General features: G+C 40.3%; 18 protein-coding genes and 1 tRNA gene. 18 read left to right on the forward strand and 1 reads right to left on the reverse strand.

The annotated features are described in order from the left end of the window. The first annotated feature begins 110 nt into the window (after positions 1 to 110). The 14 genes from icd to BW961_RS11565 all read left to right on the forward strand — a co-directional run bounded on the left by icd (position 111) and on the right by BW961_RS11565 (position 15,142). Complete coding sequence (icd, locus tag BW961_RS11500) at positions 111 to 1,406, forward strand: NADP-dependent isocitrate dehydrogenase (protein ID WP_068587003.1); 1,296 nt, start codon at positions 111 to 113, stop codon at positions 1,404 to 1,406. 21 nt (positions 1,407 to 1,427) lie between these two features. Then, complete coding sequence (gene mdh / locus BW961_RS11505) at positions 1,428 to 2,369, forward strand: malate dehydrogenase (RefSeq protein WP_068587005.1); 942 nt, start codon at positions 1,428 to 1,430, stop codon at positions 2,367 to 2,369. 167 nt (positions 2,370 to 2,536) lie between these two features. Further along, positions 2,537 to 2,962 carry a hypothetical protein gene (locus BW961_RS11510; protein WP_068587007.1) on the forward strand — a complete coding sequence of 142 codons (426 nt, stop codon included), beginning with the start codon at positions 2,537 to 2,539 and terminating at the stop codon, positions 2,960 to 2,962. A 151-nt stretch (positions 2,963 to 3,113) separates the two neighbouring features. Further along, the gene (locus BW961_RS11515) at positions 3,114 to 3,980 is read left to right on the forward strand and encodes an SDR family oxidoreductase (RefSeq protein ID WP_068587009.1); all 867 of its coding nucleotides are present in this window, start codon (positions 3,114 to 3,116) and stop codon (positions 3,978 to 3,980) included. Between the two features lie 245 nt (positions 3,981 to 4,225). After that, positions 4,226 to 5,200 carry a bile acid:sodium symporter family protein gene (locus BW961_RS11520; RefSeq protein ID WP_068587011.1) on the forward strand — a complete coding sequence of 325 codons (975 nt, stop codon included), beginning with the start codon at positions 4,226 to 4,228 and terminating at the stop codon, positions 5,198 to 5,200. 17 nt (positions 5,201 to 5,217) lie between these two features. Further along, complete coding sequence (pnpS, locus tag BW961_RS11525) at positions 5,218 to 7,011, forward strand: two-component system histidine kinase PnpS (RefSeq protein ID WP_068587013.1); 1,794 nt, start codon at positions 5,218 to 5,220, stop codon at positions 7,009 to 7,011. Positions 7,012 to 7,141: 130 nt separating this feature from the next. Continuing rightward, complete coding sequence (locus tag BW961_RS11530) at positions 7,142 to 7,876, forward strand: response regulator transcription factor (RefSeq protein WP_068587015.1); 735 nt, start codon at positions 7,142 to 7,144, stop codon at positions 7,874 to 7,876. A gap of 129 nt (positions 7,877 to 8,005) precedes the next feature. Beyond that, on the forward strand, positions 8,006 to 8,761 hold the full coding sequence (pstB, locus tag BW961_RS11535) for a phosphate ABC transporter ATP-binding protein PstB (protein ID WP_068587017.1): 756 nt from the start codon (positions 8,006 to 8,008) through the stop codon (positions 8,759 to 8,761). 39 nt (positions 8,762 to 8,800) lie between these two features. Continuing rightward, positions 8,801 to 9,460 carry a phosphate signaling complex protein PhoU gene (gene phoU, locus BW961_RS11540; protein WP_068587018.1) on the forward strand — a complete coding sequence of 220 codons (660 nt, stop codon included), beginning with the start codon at positions 8,801 to 8,803 and terminating at the stop codon, positions 9,458 to 9,460. A gap of 168 nt (positions 9,461 to 9,628) precedes the next feature. After that, the gene (gene polA / locus BW961_RS11545) at positions 9,629 to 12,289 is read left to right on the forward strand and encodes a DNA polymerase I (protein ID WP_068587020.1); all 2,661 of its coding nucleotides are present in this window, start codon (positions 9,629 to 9,631) and stop codon (positions 12,287 to 12,289) included. Positions 12,290 to 12,339: 50 nt separating this feature from the next. Continuing rightward, positions 12,340 to 13,173, forward strand: a complete 834-nt coding sequence (gene mutM, locus BW961_RS11550; protein ID WP_068587022.1) for a DNA-formamidopyrimidine glycosylase — start codon at positions 12,340 to 12,342, stop codon at positions 13,171 to 13,173. A 128-nt stretch (positions 13,174 to 13,301) separates the two neighbouring features. Next, positions 13,302 to 13,976 (forward strand): sporulation membrane protein YtaF, encoded by a 675-nt coding sequence (gene ytaF / locus BW961_RS11555; protein ID WP_068587024.1) that lies wholly within the window; start codon positions 13,302 to 13,304, stop codon positions 13,974 to 13,976. Positions 13,977 to 13,985: 9 nt separating this feature from the next. Further along, entirely contained in the window at positions 13,986 to 14,582 is a 597-nt protein-coding gene (gene coaE / locus BW961_RS11560) for a dephospho-CoA kinase (protein ID WP_068587028.1), read from the forward strand. Next, a complete protein-coding gene (locus BW961_RS11565; RefSeq protein WP_068587030.1) occupies positions 14,579 to 15,142 on the forward strand; it encodes a lytic transglycosylase domain-containing protein in 564 nt (187 codons plus the stop codon). Before coaE ends, BW961_RS11565 begins: the two co-directional genes overlap by 4 nt. 64 nt (positions 15,143 to 15,206) lie before the next feature. Here BW961_RS11565 and BW961_RS11570 read toward each other — a convergent pair whose 3' ends face one another. Next, positions 15,207 to 15,422 carry an alpha/beta-type small acid-soluble spore protein gene (locus BW961_RS11570; protein WP_068532065.1) on the reverse strand — a complete coding sequence of 72 codons (216 nt, stop codon included), beginning with the start codon at positions 15,420 to 15,422 and terminating at the stop codon, positions 15,207 to 15,209. Between the two features lie 135 nt (positions 15,423 to 15,557). Here BW961_RS11570 and nrdR point away from each other — a divergent pair, with 135 nt between their 5' ends. The 4 genes from nrdR (at position 15,558) to BW961_RS11590 (ending at position 18,649) form a co-directional block, all read left to right on the forward strand. Continuing rightward, the gene (nrdR, locus tag BW961_RS11575) at positions 15,558 to 16,025 is read left to right on the forward strand and encodes a transcriptional regulator NrdR (RefSeq protein ID WP_068587033.1); all 468 of its coding nucleotides are present in this window, start codon (positions 15,558 to 15,560) and stop codon (positions 16,023 to 16,025) included. A gap of 63 nt (positions 16,026 to 16,088) precedes the next feature. Next, positions 16,089 to 16,164 (forward strand) — tRNA-Ala (locus BW961_RS11580). Positions 16,165 to 16,377: 213 nt separating this feature from the next. Next, positions 16,378 to 16,665, forward strand: a complete 288-nt coding sequence (locus BW961_RS11585; RefSeq protein ID WP_068587346.1) for a hypothetical protein — start codon at positions 16,378 to 16,380, stop codon at positions 16,663 to 16,665. A gap of 202 nt (positions 16,666 to 16,867) precedes the next feature. Next, positions 16,868 to 18,649, forward strand: a complete 1,782-nt coding sequence (locus BW961_RS11590) for a methyl-accepting chemotaxis protein (protein ID WP_068587035.1) — start codon at positions 16,868 to 16,870, stop codon at positions 18,647 to 18,649. The last annotated feature ends 63 nt before the right edge of the window (positions 18,650 to 18,712 follow it).

Here is an 18,712-nt window from a genome sequence, read left to right on the forward strand (position 1 = left end):
CATGAAGTAATGCTTCAAATAAACTAAGCATATGCTTTCGATGTGAATTTTTTACGGAGAATTAACCTAAGAAGTTATGCTTATAAAAAATTTTAGGAGGATACAAATACATGTTTAAATTAGAAAAGTACGCACTTCCAACCGAGGGTGACAAGATTGAGATTCAAGATGGGGTACTAAATGTTCCGAATTTCCCAATCATTCCGTTTATCGAAGGGGATGGAACGGGTCGCGATATCTGGAAAGCTTCCAAACGTGTACTTGATGCTGCAGTAGATAAGGCTTATGGCGGTTCTAAGAAAATTGCTTGGTATGAAGTATTTGCAGGTGAGAAAGCTTTCAATGAATATGGAGAATGGCTTCCAAATGATACATTAGAAGCTATCCGTGAATATATCGTAGCTATTAAAGGACCTTTGACTACGCCGATCGGTGGAGGAATTCGTTCTTTGAACGTAGCTTTGCGCCAAGAATTAGACTTGTACGTATGTTTGCGTCCAGTTCGTTATTTCAAAGGTGTACCTTCCCCAGTAAAACGTCCAGAACTAGTGGATATGGTTATCTTCCGTGAGAATACAGAAGACATCTATGCGGGTATTGAGTACAAAGAAGGTTCTGCTGAAGTGAAGAAATTGATCACTTTCCTACAGGATGAAATGGGTGTGAAGAATATCCGTTTCCCAGAAACTTCAGGGATTGGTATCAAGCCTGTATCTGAAGATGGTTCTAAACGTCTAGTACGTGCTGCAGTTGAATATGCGATTGAGCATGGACGTAAGAGTGTAACGTTGGTACATAAAGGTAACATCATGAAATATACAGAAGGTGCCTTCAAGAACTGGGGATATGAAGTAGCTGAACAGGAGTTCGGGGATAAAGTATTCACATGGGCACAATACGACATCATTAAGGAAAAAGATGGCGAAGAAGCAGCAAATGCTGCACAAAATGAAGCGTTAGCTGCAGGGAAGATCCTTGTTAAAGATGCTATTGCTGACATCGCTTTACAACAAGTTCTAACACGTCCGACTGACTTTGACGTTATTGCTACACTTAACCTAAACGGTGATTATCTATCTGATGCTCTTGCAGCACAAATTGGTGGCATTGGTATTGCTCCAGGAGCTAACATCAATTATCTTACTGGACACGCTATTTTTGAAGCAACACATGGTACAGCTCCTAAATATGCAGATAAAGACGTTGTTAACCCAGGTTCAGTTGTATTATCCGGTGTTATGTTGCTTGAGCATTTGGGTTGGAAGGAAGCAGCAGATCTTATTTATAAAGGTATGGAGACATCCATTAACGATAAGATTGTTACTTATGATTTCGCTCGTCAAATGGATGGAGCTACAGAAGTTAAATGTTCAGAGTTCGCTGATCAAGTTATCAAAAACATGTAGTCATAAGGAGATCATCCGATTATGGGCTTAAAGAGAAATAAAATATCCGTAGTTGGAGCTGGATTTACTGGAGCAACAACTGCATTAATGTTAGCGCAAAAGGAACTTGGCGATGTTGTATTAATTGATATTCCACAGCTAGAGAACCCAACCAAAGGTAAGGCACTTGATATGATGGAAGCGAGTCCTGTTCAAGGATTTGATAGCCAAATTATCGGTACGTCTAACTATGAAGATGCTGCTGATTCTGATGTTGTTATTATTACGGCTGGTATTGCTCGCAAACCTGGTATGAGTCGTGATGATCTTGTGAATACAAATGCTGGAATTGTGAAGTCTGTTTGTGAGAACATTAAGAGATATGCTCCGAACTCTATCGTAATCATTCTAAGTAATCCTGTGGATGCAATGACTTATGTAGCCTATAATGCTCTTGGATTTCCTAAGAATCGTGTGATTGGTCAATCGGGTGTTCTGGATACGGCGCGCTATTGTACGTTCATTGCCCAAGAGTTGAATGTATCTGTTGAAGACGTTCGTGGATTTGTACTAGGTGGACATGGCGATGACATGGTACCTCTAGTTCGTTATTCAAGCGTTGGAGGCATTCCTATTGATACACTAATCAGTGCAGAACGTATTGAAGCAATTGTTCAACGTACACGCGTTGGAGGCGGTGAAATTGTAAACCTACTAGGTAATGGTAGTGCTTATTATGCACCTGCGGCGTCCTTAGTACAGATGACAGAAGCTATTTTGAAAGATAAGAAACGTATTATTCCGGTTATTGCTCTGCTTGAAGGAGAGTATGGATACGACGGATTATTTATGGGCGTGCCTACGATTCTTGGTGGGGATGGAATTGAGAAAATATTTGAACTAGAATTGACTGCTGATGAGAAGACTGCCTTGGAAAAGTCTGCTGATTCTGTTCGAAATGTGATTTCAGTAATAACAATCTAATATAAATGATTTGTGTTAGGTATAAGACACGATAAAAGTGTCAAAGTTATGAAAGAAGAAGCCCCTTTATCTGTTAAAGGCAAGAGGCTTCTTTCTTTTCATTCATAGGTACGTTATACTTAATGTGATAATTATCACAGAAAACAGATTTTAGGGGGATATTATTTATGTGGAACGTTATGTCTTTTGTACATATTTTAGGAGCTTTATCTGTAGGGTTCTATCTGTTATTACCGTTTATCGTGAGTAAAATGTCAACGTTGTCGTTGCCAGCTCAAGAAGGTACAGCTGTAGCGATTCGTAGTTTTAATATTTTTGCCCAGGTTGGATTGCTAATTCAGTTCATTACGGGTGGATATATGATGTCGCAAGGTGATTATTCTCCAGCTTGGATGGCTGTTACTTGTATCCTAATCGTTGCTCTATTTGCAGTAAGTGGCATGATGAGCAAACCATTGAAGGCAGCAGTTGTTAAGATCAAGGAAAAGAGAGATATTTCTGCTGAAGCAGGAAAATTACGAGTGATGAGTGCAATCCTCGCAGTATGTCTACTTGTGATGGTATATTTCATGGTATTTAACACAGTCATTTAATACAACTGAATGAGAGAATATCCTGTTGTTTATAACGGGGTATTCTTTTTTTTGTGAAAAAAAGAGACTTTATGGGTTCTAGATCGACAACGAATAGTTAAGACGGATTATTGTCATCCTACTAAAGATAGTTTTAGAAGGGGGAATGATCATGTCAGGGCAACAACCTAAGAAAACCTTACCACCTCAGCACCAGAATCAACAACCAGGTGTGGAAAGTACGATGAACCCTTTACCTGTCTTCGAATCTTCAAATTACAAGGCAGCAGGGAAATTGCAAGGGAAAACAGCGATAATTACAGGTGGAGATAGTGGGATTGGACGAGCCATAAGTGTAGCTTTTGCTAAGGAAGGAGCGGACGTTGCTGTACTCTATCTGAATGAACATGACGATGCGTTGGAGACTAAAACCCAAGTGGAGCAAGAAGGCCGCAAATGCCTGTTAATCGCTGGAGATATCGGAGATGAAGAGGTCTGTAAGGCGTCTGTTAAGCAAACCATGGATCAGTTCGGAGCGGTTGATATTCTGGTGAATAATGCGGCAGAACAACATCCGCAGGGAAGAATAGAGGATATTACGACAGAACAGTTGGAGCGGACGTTCCGTACGAATATTTTTAGTATGTTTTACATGACGAAGGCAGCTATGCCACATCTTAAGAGTGGAAGTACCATTATCAATACGGCATCCATTACTGCTTACAAAGGTAATGCTACACTCATTGATTATTCAGCGACCAAAGGTGCCATTGTTAGCTTTACACGGTCGCTATCGATGAATGTCATAGAGAAGGGAATTCGAGTGAATGCAGTTGCACCGGGTCCAATCTGGACACCGCTTATACCATCAACCTTCGATGAAGAGAAGGTATCCGAATTCGGTGGTACTCAGCCCATGAAACGTCCGGGTCAGCCTGCAGAAGTAGCGCCAGCGTACGTGTATCTTGCTTCTGAAGACTCTTCTTATGTAAGCGGACAAGTGATCCATATTAATGGTGGAGAGATTGTGAACGGTTAAAGATTGATTTAAGGCCCCTACTCGAGAGTTGTAACCGAGGGAGGGGCTTTTTTTTACGTGTGAGTGAGCAATGCAATACGGAAAGAGTGATCGACTACGCACTTTGACATCTATTTTCTCATAAGACCACCTTGAAAATATTGTAGATCCCTATTGGATTCATATTCGTATGCTATTATAATACCAATGAATGGTTAACAGAGAATAGATTTTATCATATAGCAGCAAGAGAGAGGAGTAACTTGATGAGGAGATGGGCAGAGGCATTTACGTTTTGGTATGAAAAATATATGTTTATTATCATACCGGGTTCACTCATTTTAGGGTTTATTTTTAGTCAGGCCTTATTGCCCTTCGTTTCGTGGACACCTTACGTGTTCGGATATGTAACACTTGTGATGGCTTTAGGGTGTGGGCTGGAGCATTTGAAAGGGGTTCTTAAACGTCCGGCTCCGATCGTATTGATACTATTCCTGAGTCACATCGTAGCTCCACTCTTCGCATATGTTCTTGGATGGCTATTGTTTGGAGCCCATTCAGATTATACCGTTGGTTTAGTTCTATTTACGAGTATCCCCCTTGGCGTCTCTTCTGTTCTGTGGGTTGGATTATCACATGGTAACGTAGCATTAATGTTAGCATTGGTCGTCATCGACTCAGCGCTCAGTCCATTTGTTGTTCCTTTTCTTATTGAAGTTTTCTTTGGAACCCAAATTGCTTTTGACAGTGTGAGCCTTATGAAGGATCTGTTTGTTATTGTTGTTCTACCTACTTTTATTGGTGTTACATTGTATGAGTTATCAGGTGGTGAATTGAAGAATACGACTGCACCAATAGCTATTCCGTTATCTAAGGTCGGATTCACTTCTGTGGTTATGCTGAATGCAGCAGCTATTGCCCCCCACATCATTCAATTAAAAAATGATATGTTAGTTGTTATTCCTTCTGTTATAATCGTGGTGGCTATAAATTACATAACAGGTTATTTCGGTTCTAACCTTTTGCGGAGTCCATCTAGAGAGATAAAGGTGACATTATCGTATGCGTCGGGTATGCGGAATATTTCGCTAGGTATGGTGCTAGCGATGAGTTATTTCTCACCGATGGCTTCTGTTCCAGTTGTTCTAGGTATTATGATACAGCAACCACTAGCAACCCTTTTTCATAGTTGTATGAAGCGTTGGGTTCCATTACATAAAGAAGAGTTTAAATTGAATTAAGGGAGCATGAGCGATTTATGAAGTCCTTTCGTACTAGATTGACACTTATTTTAATGATTATGATAGGACTTACAATGATTGTTGCTGGAGTGGCAATGGCCAAAGTGTTTAAAAACTCACATATTGTGGTGCTTGAAGAAAATATGGCCCGGGAAATAAAACTATTAAGTAATACACTTGATTTTCAATCTACGGAAAATGAAGAAGCCATTTCATATTACACCAAAGAAGCTCATGAGATTGGGAAAGTAATTGACTCGAGAGTCACTTTTATTAATAAAAATGGTGAAGTAATAGGTGATTCTGAGAAAGATCCGTTGATTATGGATAACCATCTGAAACGTGAAGAAATTGTAGCAGCGAACCAGACTGGGTTGGGACATGTCATAAGATACAGTACTTCACTTGAGCAAAATATGTTATATGTTGCTGCACCAGTCAAAGTGGAAAATGTATTTGATGGCTATATCCGATTATCCGTTAGTCTACGCTCTATAGATGAAGGTCTAGAGCGTGGTTGGACGACAATGGCGGTGTGGCTACTCATATTATTTGCGATTGCTGCACTGGTCAGTTATCGTATGGCTACGAGTCTAACATTACCTCTGGAAAAGATTATTAAGGTTGCTAGGAGAATCACGCAATTGGATTATGACGCACGTGTACAATTAGAGCGTCACGATGAGGTAGGGCAATTGGGGAAAGCGATTAATGCGATGGCGGATAGCTTGCAGAATCAACTGAAAAGAATCCGAGATAATGAGGATTTAATTCAAAGTGTATTGGACAATATGACCAGTGGCATACTGATGATTGATGTGAAAGGTAATATTGCCGTTATTAATCCGGCTGCGGAAGGCATGCTCAAAGTTAAAAGCGAGCAGGTATTAGGTAAATCATATTTGGAAATGAAACAACATTATGAATTATCTAAAGTCTTAAAAGAAGGGATTTCGTTACGAGTTGCCGTTCATGAAGAACGAAGTTTATATTATCCTGAGGAAAAAATGATGCGAATAGATGGCGTTCCAATGCTAGATGAGGGTGGTTCCTACAAGGGTATTCTGTTCTTACTACAGGATATATCCGCCATTCGTAGGTTGGAGAACATGCGCAGTGAATTCGTTGCCAATGTATCACATGAATTGAAGACTCCGATTGCGGCAGTTAAAGGGTTCGCTGAAACACTACTTGGGGGTGGTGTGACCGATGAGAAGACGGCTCGATCGTTTCTACAGATTATATATGACGAGAGTGAACGCTTGAACAGACTTATTAGTGATATTCTAGATCTTTCGAAGATCGAATCTAAACGTATTCCTATGGATTATTCACCCGTTCATTTGTCCTCGTTCTTTATATCGGTAAGAGAGACCATTGCCACGATGGCGAAGAAAAAAAGAATTAGCTTACAAATGGAAGTTCCTGATGAGTTATTTATTGAAGCGGATGAGGATAAACTGAAACAGATATTCATCAATCTCTTATCGAATGCGATTAATTACACACAAGAAGGCGGCCGAGTTAAGGTCATCGTTCATCACCTTGAACATGATCAAGGTGAGGATCGTATACAATTTACAGTGTCGGATACAGGCTTAGGTATTCCTAAAAAAGATCTTCCACGAATATTTGAACGTTTCTATCGCGTGGATAAAGCTCGCTCACGAGTGTCAGGTGGAACGGGACTAGGACTATCGATTGTGAAACATTTAGTTGATATGCATAATGGTCAGTTATCAGTGGATAGTGAGCTTAATATAGGTAGTTCGTTCACAGTGGAATTACCCGTATTGCAAGACGAAGAATGATAGAAAAATTTAACAACTTAGTATAAATGATTGTTTCTTACTTTACACTCCGTTAACATTATGGTGTTATGATTGTAATGTTGAACTAGCATCTCTCTAGTTAGAGATGATAAATGAATGGAGGTCCCATATGTCACAACGATTGTTGGTCATTGAGGATGAGCCGACATTGGCCAGACTTTTATCTTATAATTTGTCACAAGAAGGTTATGATGTAACCATGGAAGACCATGGTACAGCTGGCTACGAGCGGGCATCTCAAGAATCTTTTGACTTAATCTTACTAGATTTAATGTTACCAGGTATGAATGGAATTGATATTTTGAATAAACTACGCACGCAAGGTGTAGTAACACCTGTTATCATTCTGACAGCGAAGAATGGTGAAGAGGAAGTTGTTCAAGGGCTTAAATCAGGTGCGGATGATTATATTACGAAACCTTTTGGCGTCTCAGAACTACTTGCTCGAGTGAGTGCTGTGATGAGACGGGTGACGGGGAAAACGGAAGAAGTCAGAAATACGACACAGACTTCCGCTTCCATGATCTCTTTAGGTCAATTGGAGATTTTCCCTGAGAAATATGAAGTGACATTGGGCGGACAGAGCATTAACTTGCGCCCCAAAGAATTTGAAGTGTTATTGTATCTAGCCCGCAAGCCTGGGGTTGTTCTAACAAGAGACGACTTAATGAATGAAGTATGGGGTTTTGATTATATCGGGGGTCAGAGAACCGTGGATGTACACGTCAGCTCACTTCGTAAAAAGCTCGAACTTGATCCTGAATCCGTTCATATCGATTCTATTCGAGGTGTTGGATACAAGCTAGTCGTCAGTAAAAAGAGAAATGCTCATCAGTCAGTATGATTGGATGAGCATTTCCTTTTTTTTACGATATATTTTACACAGAGTTTACAATTATGGGGCACAGTATTTACATACGAACTGTAATATTAATGAGAATACCACGTAAAGATAAGGAGATATGATAATTAAATGGAAGATATTATCCATATTAAGCAATTGAATCTATTCTATGAAGATTTCCATGCGCTCAAAGATGTAGATCTCAATATCCCAGAAAAAACAATAACGGCTTTCATTGGGCCGTCCGGCTGTGGTAAATCTACATTGTTACGTACTTTGAATCGTATGAATGATATGATCTCTGGAACTCAAATTGTTGGTTCTGTCCAAATTAACGGTAAAGAAATTTATGGTGAAGATGTACATGTTGAAGCCCTTCGTAAGCAAGTTGGAATGGTATTTCAACAACCGAACCCTTTTCCTAAATCAATATATGATAACATTGCTTATGGTCCTCGCCTACACGGTGTTCGGAGTAAAGCGGAATTGGATACAATAGTAGAACAGAGTTTGCGTCAAGCTGCTCTTTGGGAAGAAGTTAAGGATTATTTGAAACGTTCTGCTCTAAGTTTGTCAGGAGGACAACAGCAACGGTTGTGTATTGCACGCGCACTCGCGGTGCAACCAGATATTCTGTTAATGGATGAAGCAACTTCAGCGTTAGATCCGATCTCAACACTCAAAATTGAAGAGTTGGTCCAGGAATTAAAGGAAACGTATACGATAGTAATGGTTACTCATAATATGCACCAAGCTGCACGTGTATCTGGACGTACTGTGTTTTTCCTGAATGGGGAAGTCGTGGAATCAGATGATACAAACGTACTATTTACGAATCCTCAGGATTCTCGCACAGAAGATTATATATCAGGCAGATTTGGATAAGGTTAAATAGAGGCATTGATTAGGGGGATGACAGAACAGATGATTCGAAGAATTGGATTAGATCAAGACTTAGAAGAGTTACGTTCACTATTACTTCGTATGGGCCAGCATGTTATTGAAGCATTGGAAGGTGCCATTACGGCACTACATACATTGGATACGATTAAGGCTCAACAAATCGTGAAAGACGATGTATTGCTGAACGCGATGGAAGATCAGATTATGGACATCGGTTCGCGTCTGATCGTTACGCAGCAACCTGTAGCAAAAGATTTAAGACGTATTATTGTTGCGTTTAAAATCTCAAGTGACTTGGAGAGAATGGGCGATCTCGCTCTAGATGTGGCTAAAGTAACCATGCGCCTTCAGGGGCAACAATTAATTAAACCACTCGTGGATATCCCTAATATGGCAGCGATTGTTAAAGTCATGATTACAGAGGCTATCACATCATATCTAGATGAGAACACAGATCTTGCTTACAAAATGGCACAAGATGACGATCAGGTTGATCATTTATATGGCCAAATGATTACTGAGCTATATGATTTCCTATCGGCTCACCCAGAGTCCTCATCTCAAGTGATGTTGCTTACATTAGTAGGAAGATATATCGAGCGTATTGCTGACCATGCTACAAATATTGGAGAAAGTGTCGTTTACCTAGTTACAGGTAAACGGCCTGATTTGAACCAATAATTGTGTGGGTTACATCGAAGCACCGACCATGTCGGTGCTTTTTTGTATTTTGGAGTCATATGTGGCTACCCAAAGTGATAAATAGTTGAAGCATTACGTACATTTTTCTCATTTTGAGGGGTCATATGGTATCATGAAATGAGAAGTTTTAAAAAGGGAAGGTGTTTTATGGATAAGCTAATTCTTATTGATGGTAATAGTATTATTTATCGTGCATTTTTTGCAATGCCGCCGCTTACGAATACAAAAGGACTGCACACAAATGCGGTATATGGATTTACGAACATGCTTTTACGATTGATTGAGGATCATAAACCAACGCATATGATGGTTGCTTTTGACGCGGGAAAGATTACGTTCCGACATGAGGGGTATCAGGAATACAAGGGTGGACGAGAAAAGACGCCTCGTGAGCTATCTGAGCAATTTCCTTTGTTAAAGGAGTTGTTACAAGGCTTAGGAATTGCCCAATATGAGTTAAGTGGATATGAAGCCGATGATATTATTGGAACAATTGCTAAGGAAGCAGACGAAGCTGGACGTCAAGTGCTCGTGGTATCGGGAGATAAGGATATGTTCCAACTCGCATCTGAACACGTACAGATTGGATTGACACGCAAAGGTGTAACTGAGATCGAACTTTATGCACCTGAACAGATTCAAGAGAGATACGGTCTAGAACCTCATCAAATCATTGATCTCAAAGGATTAATGGGGGATACATCCGATAATATTCCAGGTATTCCAGGGGTAGGAGAGAAAACCGCACTTAAACTTCTACATCAATATGGATCAGTAGAAGAGGTATTAGCGAATACTTATGAGTTAAAAGGGAAGATGAAAGAAAAGATTGAGACGCATGCGGATGATGCGATCATGAGTAAGAAATTAGCGACAATATATCGTGAAGTTCAATTAGATAAATCATTGGATGAAATGGTATTCAACGGTTTTAATCAAGAAACTTCAGGTCCAGCACTTGCTAAATTGGAATTTAAATCACTCCTTGAACGTCTATCGCTATCTGGTGAAGGAGGATTGGAGGAAGGTGAAGTAGCTCAGCCAGTTTTGAATGTAGAAGTTACTGTAATCGATAAGGACAATATGGACGAGCTTATCGGGCGACTTTCTAATGTCAAAGTTCTGCATGCAGAGACTCATGGAGATAACCCACATCGTGCTGATGTTATTGGGATCGTGTTCTCATCCGAAGATCGGCATGATTACGTGCCGTTTGACTTATTAAAGACGGATCAAGCTGAACCGATTCTGAACTGGCTACAAGATCCTTCGGTTCCTAAACGTGGATATGATTTGCATCGGATGGATCTTGCTTTACATTGGCATGATATTCCCTTTGCTGGGGTTGCTTTTGATGTACAGCTAGCAGCATACTTACTCGATCCGACAGAATCCAGTCAAACGGTAAGTGCATTGGCATCCAAATATGGATTAGATTCTATAGCCATTGAGGAAGATGTATTTGGTAAAGGCGCGAAATATAAAGTGCCCGATGTAGACATACTAAGCAACCATTTAGCACGCAAATCGGCAACCGTGCTCAGTATTATTCCGATACAAGAAGCAGAATTAGATGAGAAAAAGATGAAGTCGCTATTCCATGACCTCGAGATGCCTCTTTCTCGGATCCTTGCGGATATGGAGAAACAAGGTATTGAGGTTCATATGAGTGATTTGCAAGAGCTAGGCAAGGAATTTGAAGTGCAGATTCATCGATTAGAAGAGGAAATCTACAGCATTGCAGAGACGCAGTTTAATATTAATTCGCCTAAACAGTTGGGTGAAATTCTATTCGTGAAGTTAGGTCTACCTGTCGTTAAAAAAACCAAGACAGGATTCTCTACCGATGCAGAAGTGCTTGAGAAGTTGGCACCGTATCATGATATCGTCCAACTTATTTTGCAATATCGCACAATTGCGAAGCTACAATCTACGTATGTAGAAGGGTTATTGAAGGAAATATCTCCGAAGACGGGCAAGGTGCATACGTATTACCGGCAGACGGTAGCTGCAACAGGTCGTTTGAGTAGTCAATTCCCGAATTTGCAGAACATCCCGATTCGATTGGAAGAGGGACGTAAGATTCGTAAAGTATTCGTACCTTCAGAGCCTGGGTGGTCTATTTTAGCAGCCGATTATTCCCAAGTGGAATTACGTGTGCTCGCACATATATCACAAGATAAAGGGCTAATTGAAGCCTTTACACATGATATGGATATTCATACGAAGACGGCAATGGATGTGTTTGGGGTGAGAGCTGAGGATGTTGACTCTAACATGCGACGTGCCGCCAAAGCCGTTAACTTCGGTATTGTGTATGGCATTAGCGATTATGGGTTATCTCAGAATCTGAATATTACGCGCAAAGAAGCTGCGAAGTTTATTGAGCAATATTTCGAAGTGTTCCAAGGTGTTCAACAATATATGGTTGATATCGTGAAAGAAGCTAAAGAGAATGGCTATGTCACGACGCTGTTAGAGAGAAGAAGGTACCTTCCTGAAATTAATGCTAGTAACTTTAATCTTCGTTCATTTGCTGAACGAACTGCTATGAATACGCCTATTCAAGGGACGGCAGCAGATATCATTAAGCTAGCTATGATACACATGGATCAGGCACTTACTGATAAGAAATTAAAGAGTAGAATGTTACTTCAGGTTCATGATGAATTGGTATTTGAAGTTCCGGAAGATGAGCTTGAGATCATGAAATTATTGGTGCCAGAAATTATGGGCAAAGCACTCCCGCTCAATGTTCCACTGAAAGCAGAGGTAAGTTATGGTGGCAATTGGTACGAAGCGAAATAGTAGCCCAAAGGTTGCAGAATTCCGTTATAATGGGATAGAGGTGAGACATCATGCCGGAATTACCGGAAGTAGAAACCATAATAAGAACCTTGAATGTATTGGTAAAAGGTAAAACCATTGATCATGTAAGTGTCCATTTGGCGCGGATTATTCAGCGCCCTGATGATATAGAGGAATTTGCATTTTTGCTTCAAGGACATACCATCTTAGGGGTAGAACGTCGAGGGAAATTTATACGAATTCTATTGGATGGACTTGTTATCGTGTCCCATTTGCGGATGGAAGGCAGATATGGACTTTACACAAGTGAAGAACCTGTGGAGAAACATACACATGTCGTATTTCATTTTAATGATGGGACTGAGTTACGTTACAAAGATGTTCGTCAATTTGGTACGATGCATCTGTTTGCGACAGGGGAGGACATGGTATCGTTACCTTTGTCCAAGTTAGGGTTAGAACCCTTAGATAAGTCGTTTACATTAGCGCAGTTCAAGCAGATCTTAGCGGGTAAAAAAACAAAAATTAAATCTGTCTTGCTAAATCAAGCATATGTCGTTGGGATCGGGAATATTTATGTGGATGAATCACTATTTAAGGCTGGAATTCACCCAGAGTCAACGACGGAGTCATTGAATGATAAACAGATTGAACGATTACATGCAGCTATTGTAAGTATATTGTTGGAATCCATTGAAGCGGGTGGATCCTCCATCAAATCCTATGTAAACGGTCAAGGTGAGTTGGGGATGTTTCAACAGCAGCTACTCGTGTATGGTCGTCAGAACAAACCCTGTGTAAATTGTAGTTCTATCATTGAGAAAACAGTCGTTGGTGGAAGAGGAACACATTTCTGCCCGACATGCCAACCGGATACAAAGTAATATTCATAAGAATGTGCACCCCTCGTTTTTTCTTCCATATAATATTGGAGAACGTATCGACTGTAGCGAAAAGCGTATCGGATTTTGAAATTCGGTCATTTTCGCATGTTAGATAGGGAGGGAACAGGGTGCTCAGTCACATTCTTGCACTGACGTTGCTGGCTTTTGCGGTGAGTTTGGATAGTTTCGGAGTAGGGATTACATATGGATTAAGGCAGGTTAAAATCCCTCTACTCTCGATTGTGATTATTTCAGTTCTATCTGGCATTGTTATTTGCATTTCTATGCAAGTAGGGGTTCTGCTTGCACACTTTGTATCTCCTAAGATTGCTTCAGCTGTAGGAGCTATTATTCTTATCGTCATGGGGTTATGGTCATTGGTTCAAATGCTTGTTCAAAAAGAAAAAGATCAAGTGCTTGAACCAGTGAAAGTTGAGAAATTACCCAAGCCTCTAACGCAGCGGCAAGTATTCACACTAGAAATTCGTAAGTTAGGCCTTGTGATTCAAATATTACGTACACCCTCATCGGCAGACGTAGATAAATCGGGCAGTATTTCGGGTTATGAAGCGATGTGGTTGGGTATTGCATTATCATTAGATGCATTTGGTGCAGGGCTCGGAGCAGCTCTTCTAGGGTTCTCTCCATTGCCCACTTCGTTAGTAATTGCTTTATTCAGCGGTAGTTTTCTGGTCATGGGTATGAATGCAGGATTTCGTTTTGCTACAAAATCATGGACACGACATATGACGGCTCTACCAGCGTTAATGTTAATAATAATGGGAATAATGAAGCTATTATGAGGTGAAATCATGAACATTGGATTAACCGGGGGAATTGCAACAGGTAAGAGTACGGTATCCTCCCTTCTAGTCAAGAAGGGAGCTATGCTTGTTGACGCAGATGCTATTGCCCGGGAAGTTATGCTCCCGGGGCACCCTGTTCTTGCTGCGGTAGCTGAATTTTTTGGACAAGGTATACTGCAAGAGGATGGTACATTGGATCGTAAGAAGCTTGGAAATATTGTTTTTGACGACAAAGAAGCCCTAAAGGCTTTGAATGATATTAGTCACCCTGAGATCCGTAAAGAGATCAGGAAGCAAATGATGGAGCTGGAGACAGCGTATCCTGAACGTCTCGTTGTGGTAGACATCCCGCTTTTATATGAATCAGGACTTCAATCCATGTTTGAAGAAGTATGGGTGGTATACGCACCACGTGATGTGCAGAAGGAACGTCTCATGAAGAGAGATCTTTTATCAATTGGACAAGCAGAGGCGAGGCTTCAGTCACAGATGGATATTGAGCAGAAGAAAAGTTCAGCAGATCGAGTTATTGATAACAGTCATAGCTTAGAAGTAACGGAGCAACAAGTGAATGAATGTTGGCTTCAGATGAGGTTGATATGAAGTTCTTTCTTAAGAAAAGAGTGCTCATCCTGCTGTTTATGACGTTCGTGTTGTTGTTATTCTTTAATAGTAATTGGATGTCTTGGTTTTATCCTATTCATTACAAAGAGGAAATTCAATTACAAGCTGAGGAATACGAGGTAGATCCATTTCTAATTGCTGCCATCATTCGTGTAGAGTCTAATTATAAACCAGGAAAAGAGTCATCAAAGGGTGCGCTTGGAATTATGCAACTTATGCCACGTACGGCGACTTGGGCTATGGAAATGGCCAAACTTCCTGAAGTGTCTCTGGATCGAATCAAACACGAAGTAGGTCCAAATATTCAGTTGGGAGCATGGTACTTTGCTTCCCTTTCTAAGCAATTTGATGGCAATAAGGCGCTCGCTATTGCTGCCTATAATGCAGGGCCTGGTAATGTACGAAGTTGGATGGATAAAGGTCTGTGGGATGGACAACTTGAAACCGTTAAAGAAATTCCTATTGATGAGACTAGGCATTATGTACAACGTGTATTATATTATTATGATAAATATACAGATATCTACGATGAGTTCTAATGATGAACTAAAAGGAGTGTTGGTCCAGCTTCTCGCCGGTCCAACACTCCATAACTTCATCAGACTAGCTGAATTGACCAGCTAATTGTTGTTCTGCAAGGGTAACCAAACGTTTAGTGATATATCCACCGATTGAACCGTTCTCATAAGAAGTCATGTTTCCTTGGTATCCATCTTGAGGAATGCTGATTCCAAGTTCTTGAGCAATTTCATATTTCATTTGTTCTAGGGCGCCTGTAGCTTTAGTAACAACTAAGTTATTGGAACTGTTGTTTGCCATTGTCGTTCACCTCCTCGCTGTTTGTAAAAGTATTATGTGTTAAATTTGCAATCTTCATAACTTTTTGCAGGTGGAAATTTTTATGGAATAAATATTGCTTTAGAAAACTCATGTGAAAAGGGAAGTGCTAACACAATGAAATGTCCATATTGTAGCTATGCGGGAACCAAGGTATTGGATTCACGCCCAGCCAATGAGAATAAATCGATACGACGCAGGCGTGAATGTGAACAATGTAGTCGGAGGTTCACTACGTTTGAAATGGTTGAGGAAGCACCTTTAATTGTGATTAAGAAGAGTGGTAATCGTGAAGAATTCAGTCGCGACAAAGTCATGCGTGGCTTAATTAGAGCTTGTGAGAAACGCCCAGTGTCCGTAGAACAATTTGACCTGATCGTCTCAGAAGTAGAGAAAGCATTGCGTGATACAGCAGTAACTGAAGTGGATAGTCAACAAATCGGTGAACTGGTCATGGAGGAGTTATATCGGGTTGATGAGGTAGCGTATGTAAGATTTGCTTCTGTATATCGTCAATTCAAGGACATTAACATGTTCATGAAGGAATTAAAGAATCTTTTATCCAAAGGCACAACAGGGGAATAAGGATAAATCTATTGACATAACATTCATTTTTTGATAAATTAATGATTGTTGTTGTATTCAAATGGGGCCTTAGCTCAGCTGGGAGAGCGCATCGCTGGCAGTGATGAGGTCAGGGGTTCGATCCCCCTAGGCTCCACCAACACCTTAAATTCAAACGGCAGAAATGCCGTTTTTTTTGTTTTGATTGTTGTCATTTGACTCATGATAAGTGTAGACAGTTTGTCGACACATCAAAGTGAAATAGATGATATGATGTAAAGATGATTATATCCACATGATTGTTAGGTTCCACGAGTTTAAATTGAAATAACATAATAAAATTAGGAGTGGTAATTTGAGAAGACAAAAACCAATGACACTAGAAGAGCTAATGAGCGATTTACAAGGGCAGAAAACGTTTCAAGAAGATCCAAATCATATTTCATTAGAGAATTTGTTTAATAACGCGTTCATGAGTAAACATTCCAGTCACAAGAGTTTTGAAGATTTCTTGATCAAAGGGAACTTTCAAGTTAGGACAGAAGAAGACGTCAATAACATACCTGATGAACTTTTTGATCGGCATGTTGTTAGGGAAACTAAATTTGCTGACTGGAAATCGATGTTGGAAACAGCAAATGTGGAATACAAAAGTAAGTAATGTGTAATCCGACTGCACATGATAACAAATGTATAAATAACTGCCATTTTTCTAGCTGTAAAGGCTATAAAAATGGCAGTATTTTTTGATTTTCACATAGGTTATTCGTATGGCTAATACTATATTTTTTGATTTATTTTTCCAAACCTAGTACTATAGTATTACATTGTTATTTACATTACTTGGATGCGGAGCGGAGAAGATGCAAAAAGTTACAAGTACAGCTTTGCGATTAACCATTAGGAAGAAACTGCTTATGATGTCACTAACACTACTGATTCTTCCCATTGTGGTATTAGGAGCTGTTTCTTATCAGATTTCAGTCAAAGAAACAAATGCTCTAATTGAAAGTAAACTGAGTTCAAGCGTAAACCTAGCATTAGCATTGATTGAGAATATGGAGAAATCCGTCCAATTGGGGCAGTTGACTGAATTGGAAGCACAAGAACAGGTACGTACTTTGCTTCTTGGAGCTAAAGATGCGGACGGTACTCGTCCGATTAATAAATCTATAGATTTGGGTACAAATGGTTACTTCTTTATATTGGATAATAAAGGGAAACTACTCGCTCATCCCAAACTTGAGGGAGACAATATTTGGGATAAACAAACCTCCAACGGCACGTATTACATACAGGATTTGATTAAAGCAGCATTAGACGGCGGTGGAGCTACTTACTACAAATGGCCACTACCTAAATCGGAGAATTCGTCTAACAATGAGGAAGGCGAAGCGCTGAAAATATCGTACGCCAAACTTTCCCCTTCCTGGGGATGGGTCGTTGCAGCAGGCTCGTACATGCAAGATTATAACACCGGACAAGAGAACATACTCAAGAGTATCATAACAACATTGATCATATGCTTTGTCATCGGAGCAGCAGTAATACTCTTATTTGCCCAACACATCTCAAAACCAATTGTCCGTATAGCAAGAGAGGCTGAACGAATAGCTAAAGGTGATCTAAGTGGTAAGGAATTGATTGTACGCAATCGGGATGAGATTGGAGAATTGGGGAGTTCCTTCAATCAATTATCTGGAAATGTTAGACAATTAGTGGGGAATTTAAGCTTAAGCTCGAATATTTTGGCATCTTCATCTAAACAGTTGTCTGCCACGTTAGGTGAAACAACAGGGGCACTTCATCAGACATCATCCTCAATCGCGGATGTGGCTAACAATAATGAGATACAAGCTATTTCCGCTCAAGAGACTTCCCGCTCGATAGAAGAGATGGTAGCAGGAATTCAACGAGTAGCCGAAGCTTCTACCCATGCCTATCAACTATCTGTGCTAACGCTTAAAGAAGCTGATACTGGCTATGGTCTTATCCATAACACTTCTCTGCAAATGAAAGCAGTAAGTAACACTGTGGATGACTTAAGTATTGCTGTTACGGAATTAAATGATCAGTCTGAACAAATTGAAACAATCGTCAGTACGATCAAAGGAATATCTGAACAAACGAATTTATTAGCTCTTAATGCGGCAATTGAAGCTGCCCGCTCAGGAGAGCATGGCAAAGGTTTTGGAGTGGTTGCTAGTGAAGTGCGTAAGTTGGCTGGACAAACTAGTGAAGCTGCGGAGCAGGTTTCTGGGATGATTGAAGAGATCAGACGGAGTATTGGCAAAGCCCATCAATCCATGAGTAAAGGTCAGAATGAGGTTGCGGCAAGTGTTCAATCTATTGATGAGACAGGAAAAGCTTTTGAGCGTATTGTGGAAGCTACTCGGACAATCGTAGATCAAGTGAAGGATTCAACGTCTGCTGCACATGAGATGTCTGCAAGCTCTGAGCAAATATCTGCTTCGGTTATTGAAGTGGAGCAAGTTTCACTTCACTCTGCAGCTGCTGCACAGACCGTTTCTGCAAGCGTTGAGGAACAGCTTGCATCTATGGAGGGAATTGCAACTTCTGCTTCCAAGCTGCGAGATATGTCCGATGAAATGCGTACGACAGTGAACCGGTTTAAATTGGAATAGACTTAATGATTTTGTATTAAATAAGAACAAAGCCTGACGGAATATTCCGTCAGGCTTTGTCAG

This window comes from Paenibacillus macquariensis, assembly GCF_900156375.1.
Lineage (GTDB): Bacteria > Bacillota > Bacilli > Paenibacillales > Paenibacillaceae > Paenibacillus_AQ > Paenibacillus_AQ macquariensis.

What these genes read in the sequence shown, in the direction of transcription:
- BW961_RS11565 (WP_068587030.1), top strand. Translation starts at nt 14,579, where the DNA reads ATGAAGTTCTTTCTTAAGAAAAGAGTGCTCATCCTGCTGTTTATGACG.
- nrdR (WP_068587033.1), top strand. Translation starts at nt 15,558, where the DNA reads ATGAAATGTCCATATTGTAGCTATGCGGGAACCAAGGTATTGGATTCA.
- polA (WP_068587020.1), top strand. Translation starts at nt 9,629, where the DNA reads ATGGATAAGCTAATTCTTATTGATGGTAATAGTATTATTTATCGTGCA.
- pnpS (WP_068587013.1), top strand. Translation starts at nt 5,218, where the DNA reads ATGAAGTCCTTTCGTACTAGATTGACACTTATTTTAATGATTATGATA.
- BW961_RS11570 (WP_068532065.1), bottom strand. Translation starts at nt 15,422, where the DNA reads ATGGCAAACAACAGTTCCAATAACTTAGTTGTTACTAAAGCTACAGGC.
- coaE (WP_068587028.1), top strand. Translation starts at nt 13,986, where the DNA reads ATGAACATTGGATTAACCGGGGGAATTGCAACAGGTAAGAGTACGGTA.
- BW961_RS11520 (WP_068587011.1), top strand. Translation starts at nt 4,226, where the DNA reads ATGAGGAGATGGGCAGAGGCATTTACGTTTTGGTATGAAAAATATATG.
- BW961_RS11515 (WP_068587009.1), top strand. Translation starts at nt 3,114, where the DNA reads ATGTCAGGGCAACAACCTAAGAAAACCTTACCACCTCAGCACCAGAAT.
- BW961_RS11590 (WP_068587035.1), top strand. Translation starts at nt 16,868, where the DNA reads ATGCAAAAAGTTACAAGTACAGCTTTGCGATTAACCATTAGGAAGAAA.
- mdh (WP_068587005.1), top strand. Translation starts at nt 1,428, where the DNA reads ATGGGCTTAAAGAGAAATAAAATATCCGTAGTTGGAGCTGGATTTACT.
- phoU (WP_068587018.1), top strand. Translation starts at nt 8,801, where the DNA reads ATGATTCGAAGAATTGGATTAGATCAAGACTTAGAAGAGTTACGTTCA.
- icd (WP_068587003.1), top strand. Translation starts at nt 111, where the DNA reads ATGTTTAAATTAGAAAAGTACGCACTTCCAACCGAGGGTGACAAGATT.
- BW961_RS11510 (WP_068587007.1), top strand. Translation starts at nt 2,537, where the DNA reads ATGTGGAACGTTATGTCTTTTGTACATATTTTAGGAGCTTTATCTGTA.
- pstB (WP_068587017.1), top strand. Translation starts at nt 8,006, where the DNA reads ATGGAAGATATTATCCATATTAAGCAATTGAATCTATTCTATGAAGAT.
- BW961_RS11530 (WP_068587015.1), top strand. Translation starts at nt 7,142, where the DNA reads ATGTCACAACGATTGTTGGTCATTGAGGATGAGCCGACATTGGCCAGA.
- BW961_RS11585 (WP_068587346.1), top strand. Translation starts at nt 16,378, where the DNA reads ATGACACTAGAAGAGCTAATGAGCGATTTACAAGGGCAGAAAACGTTT.
- mutM (WP_068587022.1), top strand. Translation starts at nt 12,340, where the DNA reads ATGCCGGAATTACCGGAAGTAGAAACCATAATAAGAACCTTGAATGTA.